At 41.1% G+C, this 20,288-nt stretch carries 22 protein-coding genes; 16 read left to right on the forward strand and 6 right to left on the reverse strand.

Translation table 11 applies throughout. The features are described 5' to 3' along the window. Positions 1–34 precede the first annotated feature (34 nt). A complete protein-coding gene (gene mnmE / locus AKK44_RS00305) occupies positions 35–1,411 on the reverse strand; it encodes a tRNA uridine-5-carboxymethylaminomethyl(34) synthesis GTPase MnmE (RefSeq protein WP_054278020.1) in 1,377 nt (458 codons plus the stop codon). Positions 1,412–1,575: 164 nt separating this feature from the next. On the opposite strand from mnmE, the gene rpiA reads away from it, so the two are divergent. From rpiA to AKK44_RS00330, 5 genes are all read left to right on the forward strand, one after another. Then, positions 1,576–2,265 (forward strand): ribose-5-phosphate isomerase RpiA, encoded by a 690-nt coding sequence (rpiA, locus tag AKK44_RS00310; protein WP_054278021.1) that lies wholly within the window; start codon positions 1,576–1,578, stop codon positions 2,263–2,265. Between the two features lie 62 nt (positions 2,266–2,327). Next, positions 2,328–3,539 carry a phosphopentomutase gene (locus AKK44_RS00315; RefSeq protein ID WP_054278022.1) on the forward strand — a complete coding sequence of 404 codons (1,212 nt, stop codon included), beginning with the start codon at positions 2,328–2,330 and terminating at the stop codon, positions 3,537–3,539. Positions 3,540–3,619: 80 nt separating this feature from the next. Then, positions 3,620–4,429 carry a purine-nucleoside phosphorylase gene (locus AKK44_RS00320; RefSeq protein WP_054278023.1) on the forward strand — a complete coding sequence of 270 codons (810 nt, stop codon included), beginning with the start codon at positions 3,620–3,622 and terminating at the stop codon, positions 4,427–4,429. 125 nt (positions 4,430–4,554) lie between these two features. Further along, a complete protein-coding gene (gene deoD, locus AKK44_RS00325) occupies positions 4,555–5,268 on the forward strand; it encodes a purine-nucleoside phosphorylase (RefSeq protein ID WP_037594121.1) in 714 nt (237 codons plus the stop codon). Next, entirely contained in the window at positions 5,261–6,058 is a 798-nt protein-coding gene (locus AKK44_RS00330; protein ID WP_054278024.1) for a LytR family transcriptional regulator, read from the forward strand. Before deoD ends, AKK44_RS00330 begins: the two co-directional genes overlap by 8 nt. A 20-nt stretch (positions 6,059–6,078) precedes the next feature. Here the strand turns inward: AKK44_RS00330 and AKK44_RS00335 are convergent, their stop codons facing one another. Continuing rightward, entirely contained in the window at positions 6,079–6,987 is a 909-nt protein-coding gene (locus tag AKK44_RS00335; protein ID WP_054278025.1) for a LysR family transcriptional regulator, read from the reverse strand. Between the two features lie 164 nt (positions 6,988–7,151). On the opposite strand from AKK44_RS00335, the gene AKK44_RS00340 reads away from it, so the two are divergent. From AKK44_RS00340 to radC, 11 genes are all read left to right on the forward strand, one after another. Next, positions 7,152–7,688: a hypothetical protein gene (locus AKK44_RS00340; protein ID WP_054278026.1), complete on the forward strand. Its 537-nt coding sequence runs from the start codon at positions 7,152–7,154 to the stop codon at positions 7,686–7,688. Between the two features lie 165 nt (positions 7,689–7,853). Next, positions 7,854–8,627: a dihydroorotate dehydrogenase electron transfer subunit gene (locus tag AKK44_RS00345; protein ID WP_054278027.1), complete on the forward strand. Its 774-nt coding sequence runs from the start codon at positions 7,854–7,856 to the stop codon at positions 8,625–8,627. A 26-nt stretch (positions 8,628–8,653) separates the two neighbouring features. Further along, positions 8,654–9,586 carry a dihydroorotate dehydrogenase gene (locus tag AKK44_RS00350; protein WP_054278028.1) on the forward strand — a complete coding sequence of 311 codons (933 nt, stop codon included), beginning with the start codon at positions 8,654–8,656 and terminating at the stop codon, positions 9,584–9,586. Between the two features lie 213 nt (positions 9,587–9,799). After that, positions 9,800–10,522: an orotidine-5'-phosphate decarboxylase gene (gene pyrF / locus AKK44_RS00355; protein WP_054278029.1), complete on the forward strand. Its 723-nt coding sequence runs from the start codon at positions 9,800–9,802 to the stop codon at positions 10,520–10,522. Positions 10,523–10,535: 13 nt separating this feature from the next. Further along, entirely contained in the window at positions 10,536–11,165 is a 630-nt protein-coding gene (pyrE, locus tag AKK44_RS00360; RefSeq protein WP_054278030.1) for an orotate phosphoribosyltransferase, read from the forward strand. A gap of 184 nt (positions 11,166–11,349) precedes the next feature. Further along, the gene (locus tag AKK44_RS00365) at positions 11,350–12,801 is read left to right on the forward strand and encodes an amidase (RefSeq protein WP_054278148.1); all 1,452 of its coding nucleotides are present in this window, start codon (positions 11,350–11,352) and stop codon (positions 12,799–12,801) included. Positions 12,802–12,921: 120 nt separating this feature from the next. Beyond that, on the forward strand, positions 12,922–13,788 hold the full coding sequence (locus AKK44_RS00370) for a transporter substrate-binding domain-containing protein (protein ID WP_054278031.1): 867 nt from the start codon (positions 12,922–12,924) through the stop codon (positions 13,786–13,788). Between the two features lie 26 nt (positions 13,789–13,814). Further along, positions 13,815–14,465, forward strand: a complete 651-nt coding sequence (locus AKK44_RS00375) for an amino acid ABC transporter permease (protein WP_054278032.1) — start codon at positions 13,815–13,817, stop codon at positions 14,463–14,465. A 103-nt stretch (positions 14,466–14,568) separates the two neighbouring features. Next, entirely contained in the window at positions 14,569–15,195 is a 627-nt protein-coding gene (locus AKK44_RS00380) for an SGNH/GDSL hydrolase family protein (RefSeq protein ID WP_054278149.1), read from the forward strand. A 69-nt stretch (positions 15,196–15,264) separates the two neighbouring features. Beyond that, entirely contained in the window at positions 15,265–16,392 is a 1,128-nt protein-coding gene (locus AKK44_RS00385; RefSeq protein ID WP_054278033.1) for an AI-2E family transporter, read from the forward strand. A 46-nt stretch (positions 16,393–16,438) separates the two neighbouring features. After that, positions 16,439–17,119, forward strand: a complete 681-nt coding sequence (gene radC, locus AKK44_RS00390) for a RadC family protein (RefSeq protein ID WP_054278034.1) — start codon at positions 16,439–16,441, stop codon at positions 17,117–17,119. A gap of 1 nt (position 17,120) precedes the next feature. Here radC and AKK44_RS00395 read toward each other — a convergent pair whose 3' ends face one another. The 4 genes from AKK44_RS00395 to AKK44_RS00410 form a co-directional block, all read right to left on the reverse strand. After that, positions 17,121–17,816 carry a gamma-glutamyl-gamma-aminobutyrate hydrolase family protein gene (locus tag AKK44_RS00395; protein ID WP_054278035.1) on the reverse strand — a complete coding sequence of 232 codons (696 nt, stop codon included), beginning with the start codon at positions 17,814–17,816 and terminating at the stop codon, positions 17,121–17,123. A gap of 11 nt (positions 17,817–17,827) precedes the next feature. Beyond that, entirely contained in the window at positions 17,828–18,472 is a 645-nt protein-coding gene (locus AKK44_RS00400) for a redox-sensing transcriptional repressor Rex (RefSeq protein WP_037594144.1), read from the reverse strand. Positions 18,473–18,822: 350 nt separating this feature from the next. After that, positions 18,823–19,170, reverse strand: a complete 348-nt coding sequence (locus AKK44_RS00405) for a DUF1831 domain-containing protein (protein ID WP_037594145.1) — start codon at positions 19,168–19,170, stop codon at positions 18,823–18,825. Further along, a complete protein-coding gene (locus AKK44_RS00410) occupies positions 19,160–20,287 on the reverse strand; it encodes a cysteine desulfurase family protein (RefSeq protein ID WP_054278036.1) in 1,128 nt (375 codons plus the stop codon). The genes AKK44_RS00405 and AKK44_RS00410 overlap by 11 nt, the downstream gene beginning before the upstream one ends. Between the last annotated feature and the right edge of the window lies 1 nt (position 20,288).

Genomic DNA, 20,288 nt, shown 5'->3' on the forward strand with positions numbered 1-20,288 from the left:
TTTCTTTTTTTTAATTATTGCTAATGCTTGATGCTTATTTTCCAAGGCAAAATTGGCTAAAGAGTTGTGTAATCAATTCATCAGGAGCAGCATCACCTGTGATTTCTCCTAGAATTTCCCAAGTTCTGGTTAAATCAACTTGAAGCAAATCAACTGGCATGCCTAGTTCTAGTCCTTCATTAACAGCTTGTAGACTTTGCACAGCTTTTTCAATTAAAGCGATGTGTCGACTGTTTGACAAATAGGTAGCATCTTGCTCCACAAGACCAGCGTTATCAAAAAAGAGTTGATTGATACGGTCCTCGATGAGGTCGATGTTTTGATTGTGCAAGACAGAGATAGGAATCACATCGTCAGGTAGTTGTTCACGTTCTATGACTTGTTCCAAGTCTGTTTTATTGAGCAAGATGATGCGATTGCTTGCTTGGCTGAGTGTCAGTAGGGTGCGATCTTGTTCCGTTAATTTTTCAGAAGCATTGAGCACAAGCAGTACCAAATCAGCTTCTTGGAGAGCCTTTTTAGAGCGCTCAACACCAATTTTTTCAACCACGTCATCCGTATCACGAATACCAGCAGTGTCGACAAGTTTTAGAGGAACGCCATTGATGTTGACGTATTCTTCAATGACATCACGCGTTGTGCCAGCGATGTCTGTGACGATGGCTTTTTCCTCTCTTAGGAGGTTGTTTAGCAAGCTTGATTTTCCAACATTAGGGCGGCCAATAATGGCTGTTGAGAGACCGTCACGTAAAATTTTACCACGTTTGGCTGTTTTTAGGAGGGTTTCTAGCAGGCTTTGAAACTCGATTGTTTTTTCTCGCATCAGAGCGGTGGTCATTTCTTCCACATCATCATATTCAGGGTAGTCGATATTGACCTCAACTTGAGCCAGTGTTTTTAGTATTTCCTGACGGGTATTGTTAATCAGTTGAGACAAAGATCCCTCGAGCTGTTTAACAGCGATATTCATGGCTTTATCTGTTTTTGCACGAATCAAGTCCATGACGGCTTCAGCCTGGGTCAAATCCACACGGCCATTTAAAAAAGCACGCTTGGTAAATTCACCAGGTTCCGCCATACGGGCACCTTGTTTCAGGAGACGTTGTAAAATGTCATTAGTGACAGCGATACCACCATGCGTGTTGATTTCAACCACGTTTTCTCTGGTAAATGTTTTTGGTGCTAGCATCACAGACACCATGACTTCGTCAACGATATTTTGGGTTTTAGGGTCGATGATATGACCGTAATTAATGGTGTGTGAAGCGACCTGGCTGAGATTTTTTCCTTTAAAAATAGATTGGGCAATGGGGATTGCATCTGTTCCAGATAAACGAACAATGCCGATAGCCCCTTCACCGAGAGGGGTTGAGATGGCAGCAATAGTATCAAATTCTTTAGTTATACTCATGTCCTCTATTTTAGAATAAGTTAAGTGATAAAGCAAGGCATTACCATTTCAAACCGAGCTTCTACTGGGCGAATTCCTTTGAGAAGTAAGATATTTTCATTAACAAGTGGGCGCTTTCATGGTATAATAAGGTGCTAGGAATCACTATTATTACAGGAGGCATCATGGAAGCACTTAAAAAACTTGCCGGCGTAACTGCTGCGCAATACGTAACAAATGGGATGACCATCGGACTTGGGACTGGCTCAACAGCCTATTATTTTGTCGAAGAAATCGGCCGTCGGATAGCCGAAGAAGGCCTACAAGTCGTTGGTGTGACAACATCTAGTGTGACAAGTAAGCAAGCGCAAAGCTTGGGGATTCCGCTAAAATCTGTCGATGACATCGATAGTATTGATCTGACCGTTGATGGTGCTGATGAGGTTGACCAAGCCTTTAATGGCATCAAAGGTGGAGGCGCAGCCTTGCTGATGGAAAAAATTGTTGCCACACCAACTAAAGAATACATCTGGGTGGTAGACGAGTCCAAACTGGTTGAGCACCTAGGCGCATTTAAGTTACCTGTCGAGGTTGTCCAATACGGTGCCGAAAGATTACTCCGCGTCTTTGACAAGGCAGGCTATAAGCCATCGTTTCGAATGGCAAATGGCCAAAAGCTGGTTACTGACATGAAAAACTTTATCATTGACCTCGATTTAGGCTGTATTGAAAAGCCCGTTGAGTTTGCACAGATGCTTGATGAAACCGTCGGCGTTGTTGAGCACGGTCTTTTTAATGGCATGGTTGATAAGGTGATTGTTGCTGGTAAAGACGGGGTCAAAGTCCTTGAATCAGCAAAATCAAAACATTTCTAGCACTAACATTATTATATAGGTTTTAGGGAGCCAACCGTAACCTCCCTTAGATTGGAGACATTATGTCAACATTTAATCGTATTCACTTAGTTGTTTTAGACTCAGTTGGAATCGGAGCAGCACCAGACGCTAATGAGTTCTTTAACGCTGGTGTAGCCGATACAGATTCTGACACACTGGGCCATATTTCAGAAACCGTTGGATTAACTGTTCCGAATATGGCAAAAATCGGACTTGGCAACATTCCACGTCCAGTACCACTAAAGACTGTTCCAAAAGAAGAGAACCCAACAGGTTATGTCACTAAACTCGAAGAAGTATCCCTAGGTAAGGATACCATGACGGGTCACTGGGAAATTATGGGCTTGAAGATTACCGAGCCATTTGATACTTTCTGGGATGGTTTTCCTGAAGAAATCATTACGAAAATTGAAGAATTTTCAGGGCGCAAAGTCATTCGTGAAGCTAATAAGCCGTATTCTGGTACAGCAGTTATCGCAGACTTTGGTCCACGTCAAATGGAAACTGGCGAATTAATCGTTTACACTTCAGCTGACCCAGTGCTTCAAATCGCAGCGCATGAGGACGTTATTCCTTTAGAGGAATTGTACCGAATTTGTGAGTATGCGCGTTCTATTACCATGGAACGTCCAGCTCTTCTTGGTCGTATTATTGCTCGTCCCTATGTCGGTGAGCCAGGGAACTTTACTCGTACTTCAAATCGTCATGACTACGCCTTGTCACCTTTCCAAGATACCGTTCTAAACAATCTGGCTAAGGCTGGCATTTCAACTTACGGTGTTGGTAAAATTAATGATATTTTTAACGGCTCAGGCATTACTAACGACATGGGTCACAACAAGTCCAACAGCCATGGTGTCGATACTCTGTTAAAAACATTGCAACTTCCAGAATTTACCAAGGGGTTATCTTTCACAAACCTTGTTGACTTTGATGCTAACTTTGGTCATCGCCGTGATACAGAAGGGTATCGTGATTGCTTGCACGAATTTGACCAACGCTTACCAGAAATCATTGCCAACCTGAAGTCAGATGACTTGTTATTAATCACCGCAGACCATGGTAACGACCCAACTTACGTTGGAACAGACCACACGCGCGAGTACATCCCATTATTAGCTTACTCACCTTCTTTTACAGGCAGTGGTGTGATTCCAGTCGGGCATTTTGCTGACATTTCAGCAACTATTGCAGAAAACTTTGGTGTAGAAACAGCAATGATTGGTCAATCATTCTTAAGCCAATTACGTTAAGTTAGCTAGTAGATGAGCTCATCAGTATTTTCTAAAAGCAATAAAACAGTTCATCAGTGTAAGTAAAAGGAGAGATATTCATGTCATTAATGACTAAAATTACGGAAACAAAAGACTTCCTCGCATCAAAAGGCATTACTCAACCTGAATTTGGATTGATTCTTGGTTCAGGTTTAGGAGAGTTAGCCGAAGAAGTTGAAAACGCTATTGTAATCGACTATGCAGATATCCCAAATTGGGGGCAATCAACCGTTGTTGGTCACGCTGGCAAACTGGTCTATGGTGATTTAGCAGGTCGCAAGGTAATGGCTTTGCAAGGTCGTTTCCATTTTTACGAAGGTAACCCTCTTGAAGTGGTGACTTTCCCAGTTCGTGTCATGAAAGCCCTAGGCTGTCAAGGTGTTCTAGTAACTAATGCTGCAGGTGGGATTGGTTATGGCCCAGGCACGTTAATGGCTATCACTGACCATATTAACATGACTGGTCAAAACCCACTGATTGGTGAAAATCTAGAGGAATTTGGCCCACGTTTCCCAGATATGTCAAATGCTTATACCGCAGATTACCGATCAGTTGCGCATGCTGTAGCAGATAAATTAGGCATCAAGCTAGAAGATGGTGTTTATATTGGTGTCACAGGACCAACATATGAGACTCCAGCTGAGATTCGTGCCTTCCAAACCATGGGTGCGCATGCTGTAGGGATGTCAACAGTACCCGAGGTCATTGTGGCAGCCCATTCAGGTCTTAAAGTACTTGGTATTTCAGCCATCACAAACTTTGCGGCTGGTTTCCAGTCAGAGTTAAACCATGAAGAAGTGGTCGAAGTGACGCAACAGATCAAAGGAAACTTTAAAGGGCTTATCAAAGCCATTCTTGCAGAACTGTAACCTAGTCGTTAGACTAAATGCTCAAAACAAAACAGAAAGGGCAGAAGAGTCCTCAACTGTCACCAATGGCAAAAGGCTATGGAACATCGTTTCCATGCCTTTGGGACTCTCTGTAGTATTTAATTATGTCTATTCATATTGCTGCTCAGCAAGGTCAAATCGCTGATAAAATCTTGCTTCCGGGCGATCCATTACGCGCCAAGTTTATCGCAGAAAACTTCCTAGAAGATGCCGTTTGCTTTAACGACATCAGAGGCATGCTTGGCTATACAGGAACTTACAAGGGACACCGTGTCTCAGTTATGGGGACTGGTATGGGCATGCCATCGATTTCTATTTATGCTCGTGAACTCATTGTTGAATATGGGGTTAAGACCTTGATTCGTGTAGGAACAGCTGGGGCTATTGATCCTGATGTGCACGTGCGTGAGCTTGTCTTAGCACAGGCAGCAGCCACCAATTCAAATATTATCCGTAATGATTTCCCGGAATTTGACTTCCCACAAATTGCGGACTTTGGCTTGTTAGATAAGGCTTACCATATCGCAAAAGAAATGGGTGTTACGACTCATGTCGGTAGTGTGTTATCTTCTGATGTTTTTTATTCAAACATGCCAGAACGTAACATGGCTTTGGGACGCTTAGGAGTCAAGGCTATCGAGATGGAAGCAGCTGCTCTTTATTATTTAGCTGCCCAGCACCAGGTTAAGGCTCTTGGAATCATGACAATTTCTGATAATTTAAACGATCCAACAGAAGATACCACAGCAGAAGAGCGCCAAACCACTTTCACAGATATGATGAAGGTCGGACTGGAAACTTTGATTGCTGATGCCTAGCATTGAAAAAACAATAGACATCCTTTTGGATGTCTATGCTTATAATCACGCCTATAAGATTTCTAAAGATTTGCCAGACTTTCCGCCAAAGGCTCTGTACTTGATTGAAGCATTGAAAGAAAGACGTGAATTAAATGTGACGTTTCTATTTGAACGTCAAGAACAGAGTCGCCCAATTGAGGAAGAGTATCAGGTCAACTTATTACTAAATGAGGTTAAAGCTGACGAACAAATCGCCAATTACTTGTTGGATTTAGAGGTCAAGGTTAAAAATGGTGAAATTATTGATTTTGTACGATCAGTTTCGCCCTTATTGTATCGCCTTTTTTTGAGATTGATCAAAGGACAGATAACCTCATTTGAGACCTATGTGCACGATTCCAAAAATGACCGATATGACACCTGGAATTTCCCTGCCATGACACAGGCAAACAATCCTATTTTCAACGCATACCTGTCAAAACGGCAGTCTCGCTATGTCACAACGGGAAGTTTGGCAGAATTACTGGTTTTGTCAGACCTTCCTCAAGAGATTAAGGACTTGGTGGTGTCACTACGACAGTTTGAAAAATCGGTTCGCAATCCACTCGCTCACCTTATCAAGCCCTTTGATGAGGAAGAACTACATCGGACAACGCATTTCTCTTCTCAAGCTTTTTTAGAAAGCCTCATTGGCTTAGCAACTTATTCTGGGGTTGCTTACAGCAGAGAACCGTTTTACTTTGATCAAATCAATACCATCATCGAGCATCAAATGTCACTTGTTAAGACAACTAAAAACATGGAGTAGGCTAGGCCTCTCCATGTTTTTTAGTGATTAAAGGCAATTTCTTCACCCAGGTACTTGATGAAACGCTCTCCCATTTTAGACAAATTAGCTTTATCATGCTTGAGGTAAACAATCTCAATCTCATCAGGAACATCCAGTGGAATGGAAACAATGTGATCACCATTGAGATTACTGTTTAAAACCCCACTAGCAACAGTATAACCATCTAAACCAATCATCAAATTAAACAAGGTGGCACGGTCGCTGACCACAATGGATTTGTGGTGTGGAATGTGAGAAATCATCTCCTCAGAGAAATAAAAAGAATTGTGAATGCCTTGGTCATAGCTTAGGTATGGAAAATCAATCAAATCTTCTAAGGACAATTTTTCTTTGGAAGCCAGAGGATTAGATTTGCTCACAAAGATATGAGGGTGGGTCTTAAACAGAGTAGTGGCAGTCAGGTGGCTGTCTTCAAATAGTTTTGTTAGCACGTCACGATTATAGTCATTAATAAAGAGCACCCCAATTTCTGAGCGAAAATTTTTGACGTCATCAATGATTTCCCAGGTCCTTGTCTCGCGCAAAAATAGCTCGTACTGTGTCATATCTGTTCGTTTAAGCAATGATACAAAGGAATTTACCACAAAAGCATAGTGTTGTGAGGAGACGCTAAACAGCTCACGACTGGCATTGTTGTTTTTATAGCGGTCTTCTAAAAGCGAGGTTTGTTCGATGATTTGCCGAGCATAGGATAAAAATTCGACCCCATCCTTGGTTAGTGTGATGCCTTTAGGATTGCGGTTAAAAATAGTAATGCCCATCTCTTTTTCCAAATCCTTCACGGCATTGGACAGGCTGGGTTGTGTGATGAATAACTGCTTAGCAGCTTCATTCATGGAGCCGCATTCGACGATTTTAATCAGGTACTGTAGTTGTTGAATTCTCATACCCACAGTCTATCCCAAACAGTCCAAAGAATCAAGTATCTTCTGTGATAAGGCTTTTTTTATTGATGAGAGAATTGTTGCATTTGATTGCCCTTTTAATTTTCTTGTGCTATATTAGTAGTATGTGTAGATATGAATAGAGTGAAACAAAAGGTGGTGGTCGCGTGAATGTCGCTGAAAAAAGTAGTCATCAAAAATTAATCCAGAAATTATTAGTCAGTATTCACTATTTGACCTTATTTAGAAATGAGTTGGTGCTCGTTGAGAAAACTCCGTCTATTTTAGGGAGTGATTTTCCTGCTCATTTGGTACAGATAGAGCTGACAGATATGGTCGAGATGGTTGATGCCTTGCACAAGCAACAACGCCTGATTGAATCGACCTTTTGGTATGAGGAGTCGGCCTTTAAACTCATGAATAAAACCTTGAATATTGTGGACAACTGGATCAAAGGGGTCGATGACCTGATTTTGCTTTGCCAGTCAAAAGAAGTGTTCCAAGCCATTTTAGGAGATAAAAGAATTCGTGTGTTTGGTGTTTTGATTGATGTCTTTTCGTCATTAAAAATCATTGTCATGTCATTGAAAGAAATGCCGCTTCCAAAAACGCTATCTCATCATATTGATAAGGTAAATGCTGAGGAAGAATCCTTCATGGTACAGTACAATGAGATGAAAAAAGCCTCCCTAGATTCTATTTAGACCATTGACAGCGGTCCTTAAAAAGAGTAAAATGAAAATCAAAAAAATAAAACCTTTAATTGAGTCCAGAGAGGCTAAAAAGGGTGTTCCAAAAAAGGTGTGAATCATTCTGCCTATATTTTGTCGTACCTCACCCTCTTTGGGTGAGGTTTTTTTGGAGGGTCTATGGCAAGTGTTGAACAGATGGTGATGGTTAATCAGACGGAGTTGGCAAAAGGTGTTTTTCAAATGACCTTGCAAGGACAGCTAGTGTCCCAACTTAAGGCAGGGCAATTTTTGCATTTATTGGTACCCGATTCGAGTCGATTGCTACGTCGGCCACTCTCGATTGCGAAAATCAATCGTCAAAGACATCACGTGACATTGATTTACCGTGTAGAAGGACAAGGAACCAAGATTTTTTCTCAACTGAAACAAGGCGCCACTCTTAGCGTCATGGGGCCTCAGGGGAATGGATTTGACACCGATTTTCTCAAGAAAGGGCAAAAAGTTCTCCTCGTTGGTGGTGGTATCGGCACCCCTCCATTGCTAGCTCTAGCTGAAGACTTGGCTCGTAAAGGGATGGAGATAAGAACTGTTTTAGGGTTTAGCAATAAAGAGGCAGTCATTTTGGTTGATGATTTTCTGAAATTTGGCAGGGTTGACGTCAGCACAGATGATGGTAGTTATGGGACAAAAGGAACTGTTTCAAAGATTATTGAGTCTTTTGATGCTAGCTGGTCAGCTGTTTACGCTTGTGGTTCCAAGGGGATGTTAACCTATATTGACCGATGCTTTGCAGATCATCCACATGCCTACCTCTCTACAGAGAGTCGCATGGCATGTGGCATGGGAGCTTGTTATGCCTGTGTTGTACACTTGAAAAATCAAGACCATGCTGCCAGTTTAAGGGTTTGTGAAGATGGTCCAGTCTTTAAGACAGGGCGTATCGTGTTGTGAGTTGCATTGAGAGAAAGGAAGAAAATATGAGCAATCGATTAGCGGTTACCTTGCCTGGGCTAAAGTTGAAAAATCCCATCATACCTGCTTCGGGCTGCTTTGGTTTTGGTCAAGAGTACGCCAAGTACTATGATTTAAATCAATTAGGGGCTATTATGATAAAAGCGACTACCCGACAGCCTCGCTATGGCAATGAGACGCCTCGAGTGGCTGAAACCCCCTCGGGCATGCTTAATGCTATCGGCTTACAAAACCCAGGTTTAGACGTGGTTTTGTCCGAAAAGCTCCCTTGGTTAGCGCAGCATTATCCAGAACTGCCCATTATTGCCAATGTCGCAGGTTTTTCAAATGAAGAGTATGGCTACCTTTCTCATCACTTATCAAAAGCTCCTAACGTGGCGGCAATTGAGCTTAATATTTCTTGTCCAAATGTCGATCACGGCAATGCTGGTCTGTTAATTGGGCAAGTACCTGATTTAACTTATGAGGCTGTGAAAGCCAGTGTTAGGCAGTCACAAGTCCCAGTCTATGTCAAGTTAACTCCTAGTGATTCTGATATTACTAGCATTGCCAAAGTTGTAGAGACTGCTGGAGCTGCTGGCTTTACCATGATTAACACCTTGGTAGGCATGCGGATTGATTTGAAAACGAAAAAACCAATTCTTGCAAATGGGGTTGGTGGCATGAGTGGCCCCGCTATTTTTCCAGTCGCACTAAGGCTTATTCATCAGGTTGCACAAACTAGTCGATTACCAATTATTGGAATGGGCGGTGTCGATTCAGCAGAAGCTGCCCTTGAAATGATATTAGCTGGCGCGCAGGCGGTGGGTGTAGGGACAGCTAACTTCACAAATCCATTAGCTTGTCCGAACATCATTGCTGAACTTCCTCATGTTATGGATCAGTACGGTGTGTCGACCCTTTCGGCATTAAGTCAAGACGTTCGTTGCCATTTGTAGCCTTCTTGAAAGAAAGCCTTTGACACGGTCCATAAAAAAAGTTATAATGGTTAAAATTTAGTTACCTTTAAGTGAGTCCAGAGAGGCGAACAAGGTCCGCAAGTAAAGTAGAGGGGAATGCCCTCTTAATTTCGTGTAGCCTCGCTTCTTTGGAAGTGGGGTTTTTTAGTTGCTTAGACGCTTATTTCTAAGCCAAATGAGAAAGGATTGATTATGCGTGAACCAAGGCCAATTATTGCTTTAGATTTTCCATCAGCAGCTGATGTCAAGACGTTTTTAGCACGATTTCCAGAGACCGAATCCTTGTATGTCAAAATTGGGATGGAACTCTATTATTCAGAAGGTCCAAGCATCGTGCAGTATGTCAAGTCATTAGGGCATCAGATCTTTTTAGACTTGAAACTGCATGATATTCCCAATACCGTTGCTTCAGCCATGAACGTTTTAGGGAGATTGGGCATTGACATGACCACTGTTCAGGCGGCAGGAGGTATCGATATGATGAAGGCGGCGCGACAAGGTCTCGGAAATGGTCCCACCTTGATTGCGGTGACCCAGCTAACCTCAACTAGCCAAGAGCAGATGCAAAAGGAACAAAATATCCAGTCCACCCTTTTAGAATCCGTCGTGCATTATGCTAAATGTGCTGTCGAGGCTGGCTTAGATGGCGTGGTGTGCTCAGCCCAAGAAGTAGAAGCCATCAAACTAGCAACCTCTTCTGACTTTGTCTGCTTAACACCAGGTATTCGCCCAAAAGGCACAGCAGTTGGCGACCAAAAGCGTGTGATGAGCCCTAGTCAGGCTAGGGCAATTGGGAGTGATTACATTGTTGTTGGTCGCCCTATCACACAAGCACTTGATCCGTTGTCAGCCTACCAAGCCATTAAGGCAGAATGGAATGCATCCCCTACCCAACACACCCTATCACAGAAATAAAGAGAGGTTTCCTATGACTTTAGCCAAACACATTGCATCAGATTTACTAGACATTCAGGCTGTTTACTTAAAACCAGAAGCTCCATTTACTTGGGCGTCAGGGATTCAGTCTCCCATATATACAGATAATCGGATCACCTTGTCTTATCCTAAGACAAGAACACTTATTGAAAATGGATTTGTTGAGCTCATACAGTCAAGTTTCCCAGAAGTTGAGGTGATTGCAGGAACAGCAACAGCAGGTATTCCCCATGGGGCTATTATAGCTGATAAGATGGCTTTGCCATTTGCTTATATCCGTAGCAAGCCAAAAGACCACGGAGCTGGTAACCAAATAGAAGGGCGTGTGCTCAAGGGACAAAAAATGGTTATCGTTGAGGATTTAATCTCCACAGGAGGTTCTGTACTTGCAGCAGCTTCAGCAGCTAGACGAGAGGGGGCAGAGGTCCTTGGGGTAGTAGCTATTTTCACCTATGAATTGCCACAGGCTCTGTCTAATTTTGAAAACGCTGATGTCACCTTGCACACGTTAACCGATTACTCGACCCTAATCACCGTGGCTAAAGCCCAAGGCTATATTGATGATGATGGATTGACCTTGTTGCAAAAGTTTAAAGAAAATCAAGCTGACTGGCAACAGTAGTAAGCCAGCAACCAGGAGCGTACAATTTTTGGTTAGCAAAAAGCTTTCTCATTCGATATTTTAGCTCTTTTATGATTAAATAAAAGAAAACTATCTCGCCTAAAAAACCGATTTGAGTTTGTCTCAACTAACGGTTAGCAGGTTACCTTATAAATCTAGCGCGTGATTAGAAAGTATTGATATGATTGATTTTAAAGATGCAACAGCAATGTCTCAGGCAGTCAAAACAAGCCAAGTAACACCTTTTGAATTAGTCTCTGAAACCATAAAAAAAACTCAAGCCATCAACCCGATTATTAATGCTGTTACTTCAGAACGCTTCCAAGAGGCATTGCACGAAGCCAAGCACATGGTAGTCACAGACCAACCTTTTGTGGGAGTACCCATTTTTTTAAAGAATTTAGGTCAAGAACAGTTAGGCCAATTATCAACCTCTGGGTCTAAATTATTTGAGCACTATCGTGCGACAAAAACAGACCATTATGTCCAACGTCTCAAAGAGCTGGGATTTATTATTTTAGGTCGCAGCAATACCCCAGAGTTTGGCTTTAAAAATATTAGTGATAGTCAGTTACATGGACCGGTCAATCTGCCCCAAGACGTGAAGCGAAATGCAGGAGGGTCTTCTGGTGGCGCAGCGGCATTACTTTCTGCAGGGATAACCCAATTATCCCCAGCCAGTGATGGGGGAGGTTCCATTCGGATTCCAGCCTCTTTTAATGGCCTGATTGGCTTAAAACCGAGTCGGGGAAGAGTACCTGTTGGGCCTGGCTCTTACCGTGGTTGGCAAGGAGCTTCTGTTCATTTTGCTCTGACAAAATCAGTTCGAGATACCAAACAACTCCTCTATCATTTACAGACCTATCAGCTAGAAAGCCCCTTCCCTTTATCGAAACTTTCTGCCCAGGAACTTTTTACTCCCAATAAGCGCTCTTTAAAAATAGCCGTTTACGATCGGTTAATCGATGGCAGTCCTATTTCAAAAGATGCTAGTCAGGCTCTGGAGCAAGCCTGCCAGCAGTTGATTGATATGGGGCATGACGTTTTTAGGTTAGAGCAGTTTCCTGTTGACATGTCACAAGTGATTCGTGATTACTATATCATGAACAGTGTTGAGACAGCAGCCATGTTTGCAACCATTGAAGCGTCAATGAAACGTGTGATGACAAAAAAAGACATGGAAATCATGACCTGGGCCATTTATCAGGCAGGAAAAAAAGTAATGGCTACGACCTATTCTCAGGTCTTGCAAAAATGGGATCAATACGCTGTTCAGATGGCACGCTACCATGATACATATGACTTGCTCTTGACCTTTACAACTAATACCCCAGCCCCCAAACATGGTGATTTAACACCTAGTTCAGAGTTGTTATCAAAACTGGCACAGGCTGAGACCTTGCCTTCTCAGGAACAGTTGGAACTGGTTGAGACCATGTTTGAAAAGAGTTTAGGAATTAATCCCTATACCGCCCTAGCCAACCTAACAGGACAACCAGCCATCAGTTTGCCAACTTATCAAACGGCCCAAGGTCTCCCGATGGGGATTCAGTTTATGGCCAGTAAAGGAAGAGAAGATTTGCTCTTAGCAGTAGCAGAACAATTTGAGCGCTCAGGACTGTTTCAGATGCCCTAGAATCATGTTATAAAACAGTTCATCTATTATACAGTAACTTTTCAAAAAGTGTGAGCGTTTCCAGACAGAATTTCTTCACTCTAGTGTTATACTAGGTCTATTAAGAAAAAAGGAGTTTTTATGAAAAAACAAATTGCTTTGCTTTCTATCGGACTTGCAGGTCTATTATTAACTGCCTGTTCACCACAAAAATCAGCCCAGGATACTGGCTGGGATAAAATCAAAGAAAAAGGTGTCTTAAAGGTTGCGACACCGGCAACTTATCAACCGACATCATATTATAACGATAAAAATGAATTGGTTGGCTATGAAATTGACATGGTCAAAGAAATTGGCAAGCGTTTAGACGTCAAAGTGAAATTCATTGAAATAGGTTACGACCAGGCGTTTACCTCTGTTGATAGTGGACGCGTTGACCTATCGCTAAATAACTTTGACATTACTCCTAAGCGTCAAAAAAAATACAACCTCTCAATCCCTTATAAATATGGTGTTGGTGGTATGATTGTCCGAGCGGATGGCAGTTCCAACATCTCAAAAGCAGATTTGAGTGACTGGAAAGGCAAAAAAGCTGCTGGCGCTTCTGGGACAGAATTTATGAAGATTGCTAAAAAGCAAGGGGCAGAGTTAGTAACTTATGACAATGTCACAGGTGATGTTTACCTCAATGATGTTGCCAATGGTAGAACAGACTTTATTCCAAATGATTTTCCAGCTCAAAAATTATTTGTGGATTACATCAAGTCGAAAAATCCCGACATGAATGTCAAGATGAGTGATATCCAGTACAATCCAACAGAGCAAGGCATTGTCATGTCAAAATCAAATAAAGTTTTGAAACAAAAGATTGATGCCATCATCAAAGACATGAAAAAAGATGGTAGCCTAGCCAAAATTTCAAAAGCCTATTATGCTGGTCAAGATTTGACAGTGCCTTTTGACAAAGCAAAGAAACTCCCTGTTATTGACACCAGTGATGTGGAGTAACCACTTAGCAAAGGAGCAATGCAGCTATGATTAACCTTAAGCTGATAGCTGATAGTTTAAGCTTTGTTTTAGCAGGGTTACCTTATACTTTAGGCATTTCAGGTCTAAGTTTTGTATCAGGTCTGTTAATAGGCTTGTGTTTGGCCTTGGTTTCAAGAGGCAAAAATCAACTTATCAACCACCTGGTTCGGGCTTATATTTCGGTCATGCGTGGCGTGCCGATGATAGTCGTGCTATTTGTTTTGTATTTTGGACTTCCCTATTATGGATTAGAGTTACCAGCTTTGCTTTGTGCCTACATCGGTTTTTCACTGGTCAGTGCAGCCTATATTGCAGAGATATTTCGGTCCTCTATTGATGCTATTGATAAGGGGCAGTGGGAAGCTGCCAAGGCCTTGGGGGTATCTTATTCTAGTATTACGACAAAGATTATCTTGCCCCAAGCCTTTCGAATAGCCGTTCCTCCACTGGGGAATGTGGTGATTGATATGGTTAAGAGTTCGTCTCTGGCAGCCATGATTACCGTTCCAGATATTTTTCAAAATGCTAAAATCATCGGAGGCAGAGAGTGGGATTACATGTCAATGTATGTCCTAGTTGCTCTGATTTACTGGACAATAGCTTTTGTATTAGAACGAGCTCAAGGCGTATTGGAGAAGAAACTACAATACCAATAAAAAGGTGACTTTAATGGTCACTTTTTTACTGTTTCAAGATTTTAATATCAAGGATTTGGTAATGATTTTTTATATGATAAAAGATAATGGAAAGGAAACGAACATGTTAGAAGTTATTTCAGAAGAGTTGCGGCAGTACCACTACAAAAAACTGGCCGAGTATGAACAAAAAAATGCACGCGCTAGTAAGGGAGGCATTGTTTTTACAGGCGATTCCTTAATTGAGTTTTACCCGTTAACAAAGTACTTTGGGACCAAACTCCCTCTTCATAATAGAGGAATTGCAGGTACCGATAGTCAGTGGTTATACGACCATTGTGATACTCAGGTTAATGCGCTAGAGCCAGATCAAGTGTTTATCTTGATTGGGTGTAACGATATTGGATTAGGTTTTGAGCTTTCTCATATTGTTAAAACCATCGTTGACCTCATTAATCGTATTCGTAGCCATTCTATTTATACCACTATCCATCTGTTATCCCTCTTACCTGTTTCTAAAAATCCTCAATACCAACAGACAGTGAAATTACGTACGAACGAGGTGATTGATGCCATTAATCAGGAGTTAGCGATGATTCCAGCTGTTGATTTTATAGACCTTAACAGCATGTTAAAAGATGAGAATGGTGGCTTGGCAGACCACTATACATTAGATGGCCTACACCTTAATGGCCTTGCCTATGAAATTATTTCTAAGCGCTTGAGGCAATCATTTTCAACATTAGGCTAATCAGATAAAATATGAAAAGAAGGAATCATCCTAACCTTTTTAGTGTATAATAGATAAGAAGGAGTTTTTATGAAATTTGAAAAAAAACAAGTCTTTTATGTCGTTCTAGCCTTTATACTTTGCTACGCTATCCAAGCAAATTGGGAGAATGGAACGAGCATTGTAACCACGATTTATAAAACGAGTCTGCCCTTTCTTTATGGTGCAGCATTAGCTTATATCATCAATATTGTGATGAGTGCCTATGAAAAAGCTTATAGCTATGTTTTCAAACGGTCTTCATTGGCGTTAAAAGCCAAGCGAGGCATTTGTATGCTTCTAGCCTACTTGACCTTTATTGCGCTCATTATCTGGATTATTTCGATTGTGATACCAGATTTGATTGCAAGCATTAGCACCCTGACAAAATTTGACACGACAGCAATTAAACAAGTCATTCATGATTTGAATCATAACAAATTACTAGCTCGGTCGATTGATTATATTGGTGGTGATGCCAAATTAACAGAGACCATCACTAACTACAGTCAGCAATTGCTACGACAATTTTTGGGCATTTTAACTAATATTTTGACCTCTGTAACAGCCGTTGCTTCAGCAATCATTAACGTTTTCATTAGTTTTGTCTTTTCACTATACGTACTTGCTAGCAAAGAAGACTTAGGGAAACAAGTCAATACCTTAATTAACACCTATACAGGACAATACGCTAGAAAGATTCATTATGTGGTTGAGTTATTACACCATCGTTTCAGAGGTTTCTTTGTGAGTCAAACTCTGGAAGCCATGATTTTAGGATCTTTGACAGCCATTGGCATGTTTTTATTGCAGTTGCCATTTGCAGGGACAATAGGAGTTTTAGTCGCTTTTACCGCCTTGATTCCTGTAGTTGGAGCCTCTATTGGCGCAGCAGTCGGCTTTGTCTTAATTATGACGCAATCAATGTCGCAAGCGATTGTCTTTATCATTTTTTTGATTATTTTACAGCAAATTGAAGGAAATCTGATTTATCCTAAGGTTGTTGGAGGCTCTATTGGCTTACCAGCCATGTGGGTTTTGATGGCAATCACCATCGGAGCATCCTTACGAGGTATTGTTGGGATGATTATTGCTGTACCATTAGCCGCAACACTGTATCAAATGGTTAAAGATCATGTGCGTAAAAAACAAGCCATACAAAAAGAACCAGTTTCTTAATCAGAAACTGGTTTTTTTATCGAATACATGTGATGGAGGGTCTTATATGTATTCAATCACATCTGATGACAGTAAATTGATGCCAAGAGAACGGCTCACAAGGTTTGGTGCAGATAGCCTAAGCAACCAGGAATTACTAGCTATTTTACTCAGAACTGGTAATAAGGACAAGCATGTGTTAGAGTTATCTGCCTACCTTTTAGAGACATTAGAGAGCTTATCAGACTTAAAAAAATTATCTTTACAGGAGTTGCAAACCTTAGCAGGTATTGGCAAAGTTAAGGCAGTAGAAATCAAAGCCATGTTAGAGTTAGCTAATCGTATCCAACAAGCAGAGCACGTGATGACTGATCGTGTTTTATCAAGCGCACAAGTTGCTGAAAAAATGATGCTGACACTTGGTGATAAAAAGCAAGAGCATCTCGTTGCCCTTTATCTTGATAGTCAAAATCGCATCATCGAAGAAAGAACAATTTTTATAGGAACTGTTCGCAGGTCTATCGCAGAGCCGCGTGAAATCCTTTATTATGCCTGTAAAAATATGGCAACTAGTTTGATTGTAGTGCATAATCATCCTTCTGGGGTGACAGAACCCAGTCCAAATGACTATCAGTTTACGGAAAAAATAAAACGATCCTGTGATTACCTAGGCTTGGTTTGCCTAGATCACATTATCGTTAGTCATATTGGGTATTATAGTTTTCGTGAAAAATCAGATATTTTTTAATTTAAAAATGATTCACAAAAAAACGAAAAAGCTCTAAATCTTCTTGACGACTGGCTTGTAGTAACTCTGGGTGCCACTGGACGCCGAGAAACTTGATGGCGGGATTATGTGATACCACAGCCTCAATAGTCCCATCCTTAGGATCACGGGCAATAACCGTTAAATCTTCTGCGACCTCTTTTAAACTTTGACGATGGAACGAGTTAATGAGAGATTTGTTGCCATAGATGGGGTACAAGACAGACTCTTCGTCAACCACCATTTCATGCGAGAGAAAATCAGAGGGCTCTTCTTGCCAATGGTTTTCGATTTTTTGATGCAAAGTTCCACCTAGAGCAACGTTCATTAATTGGGTGCCTCGACAAATCCCAAGAAGGGGTTTGTTTTGAGAAATGGCTTCCTTGATGACAGCTAGTTCAAAAGCATCGCGTTCTGGAGAAAAATCGTCGTCAAAAGCGTTTTTTTCCTCGTGATAATATTGAGGATGGACATTTTGTCCTCCAATGAGGATGATTTTATCTACCATGGAGACATAACGTTTTGCCGCTGCCTCATCTCCAATGGGCAAAAGTAGGGGAAGACCACCTGTTTCTGTTACTCCGTGGACAAATCCAGCAGGAACATAGGACCAAGGTAAATTATCTAAAGTGATGTTTAATCTTTGGTTGGCAGTTATTCCAATAATTGGTTTGGACATGATATCCTCCCTTAATCTAGTTGATTTTGGTTCATAAAGTATAATAATGTTTGTAGCTCACTGCTTAAGTCAACGGATTGCACAATGATTCCTTTAGGGACTTGCAAATGAACTGGGGCAAAGCTGAGAATACCACGAATACCAGCATCAATCAGTTGCTCAGCAACCTCTTGGGCATGAGTGCCTGGAACGGTTAAAATTGCAGTGTCTATGTTTTCAGACTCTAAACGACTTTTGAGAGTTGATGTCCCATAGATGGGAATCCCATCTTGAGTTTTTGTGCCGACGATTGGATTATCATCGAGGTCAAAGCCCATGGTGATTCGCATTTTATTGCTGTCATGGAAACGATAACGAAGCAGGGCGCGTCCGATATTTCCACATCCGACTAGGATAACATTAGTTGTGGAATGATCGTTTAGCAAGTCAGCAAAAAAATTCATTAGCTTAGAGACGTCATAGCCAAATCCTCGTCTGCCGAGTTCCCCAAAATAGGAAAAATCACGTCTGACGGTAGCCGAATCAATGCCCATGGCATCAGCAATTTGTTTGGAACTGGCTTTTTCAACCTGATCTGCATGAAATCTTTTAAAAATACGGTAATATAATGATAAGCGCTTAGCAGTCGCTTTGGGAATAGATTTGTCGATAACCACTTGAGTAGCTCCTTGTAATAATATGTTTCTTAAATTTATATTGTTACTATTGTAACAAATACTTTGTGAAATATGTAGTTTTTTGATTAGTTTATCATCTCTTGATGACTTTTGCAACAGATAAAAAAATAAGCTAGGCTATGATTTCCTAGCTTATGCCATTAGTAATAGGCTTAAGTCTTCTTTTAAAGAAAGTCGTAGAACATACAAATTTACCCAAAGCAGGGGCTGACGTATTCTGTAAAGAGTAACATCATTACGACAAGGCAGTTGAACCCTATCTTGTTTAGCTTAGGTAATGTGCTGTTGATTTAAATCAGTTTGAGACGTTAACGATTTAGTTCATTTGATTAACGCTCTTTTTTGATAAAAATATCTCTTTCTACTAGACTATCCATCAAGAAATAAAATTTCTCTTGTAAAATATGGTTATCTTCAGATTTGAAAATATTAACCAAACGTAGACCAGTTTGGTCAGTGATGGCTAGTTTAAAAGCATCTAGGTTTTTATGAACAGTTATTTTAAGAGGAAAACCATCGCCAGAATTAGGAACTTTTTCCAATAAGCGCGTTAGTTGATAATGCCCAATGGCAGTTTGGCTAAAGGTTGTATCTCGCAAAGTGTACTTTTTGATATTAGGGCTAATGTGATAACTATATTTACAGTCCTTAAGGGCGATTTCTTTTTCAAATGCCATAAGATCCTCCTAAGATTTCTTTCAGTTTTTTTGCTAATGCCTTCACTTCGTCAGGAGTGTTCTGCTCAGAAAAACTGATGCGAATGGATTCTGACAAGTGATAGGAATTTTTTCCAAAATAAGCTTCTAAAACATGGCTCGGCTCAACCGTACCAGCAGTACAAGCAGAACCAGTTGATACCGCAAAACCTGCTAAATCAAGTTTGGTTAGCAAGATGCTATTTTGTTGATTTGGAAAGCCAATGTTTAAGATGTAGGGAAGTGTGTGTTTGCCTTTATTAATATAAAAATCAAGGCCAGACAAATGATCTAGTAAGAGTTGATATAAGTATTGGACATGCTCATTATTTTGAGACATATTGGACATTGCCTCATCTAAAGCTTTTGCCATTCCGACAATACCCAAAAGATTTTCGGTGCTAGCCCGACGTTTTTCTTCTTGTTCACCGCCGTGTAGCAGTGCATCAAGCTTCAAGTCTTTCTGATAGAGAAAACCAACGCCTTTGGGGCCATGGAATTTGTGAGCTGACGCAGATAGTAAATCAATGCCAAGGTCCTCAGGGTGAAGAGGGACTTTTCCGATGGCTTGTACCGCATCAACGTGAAAAACTGCTTGATGATTACGGAGGATATCGCCAATCTCTTTAATAGGAAGAAGATCTCCAGTCTCATTATTAGCAAACATGACACTTACTAAAATGGTGTCCTCTCTTAAGGCAGCCTTTAATTGATCCAAGTCTATCTGACCATCTTTTACCGCAAGGTAGGTGACTTCAAAGCCAAATCGTTGCTCAAGGTAGCTCATGGTGTGAAGCACCGAGTGATGCTCAATAGCTGTAGTGATCAAATGCTTTCCCTTAGCTTGATTGGCAAGGGCATAGCCTTTGATGGCGTGGTTATTACTTTCAGTTCCACCAGAGGTAAACACAATATGACGCTCTTGGATGTCCAGATGTTTGGCAATGGATAGCCGACAATTTCTGAGGCACTTGTTTGCGTCACGCCCATAAGAATGAATACTAGAAGGGTTTCCAAAATAAGTTTGCATGCTTTCTGTAATCGTACTAATTACAGAGGAACTAAGCGGAGTTGTCGCTGCATTGTCAAAATAAATCATT

Source organism: Streptococcus phocae (assembly GCF_001302265.1).
GTDB lineage: Bacteria > Bacillota > Bacilli > Lactobacillales > Streptococcaceae > Streptococcus > Streptococcus phocae.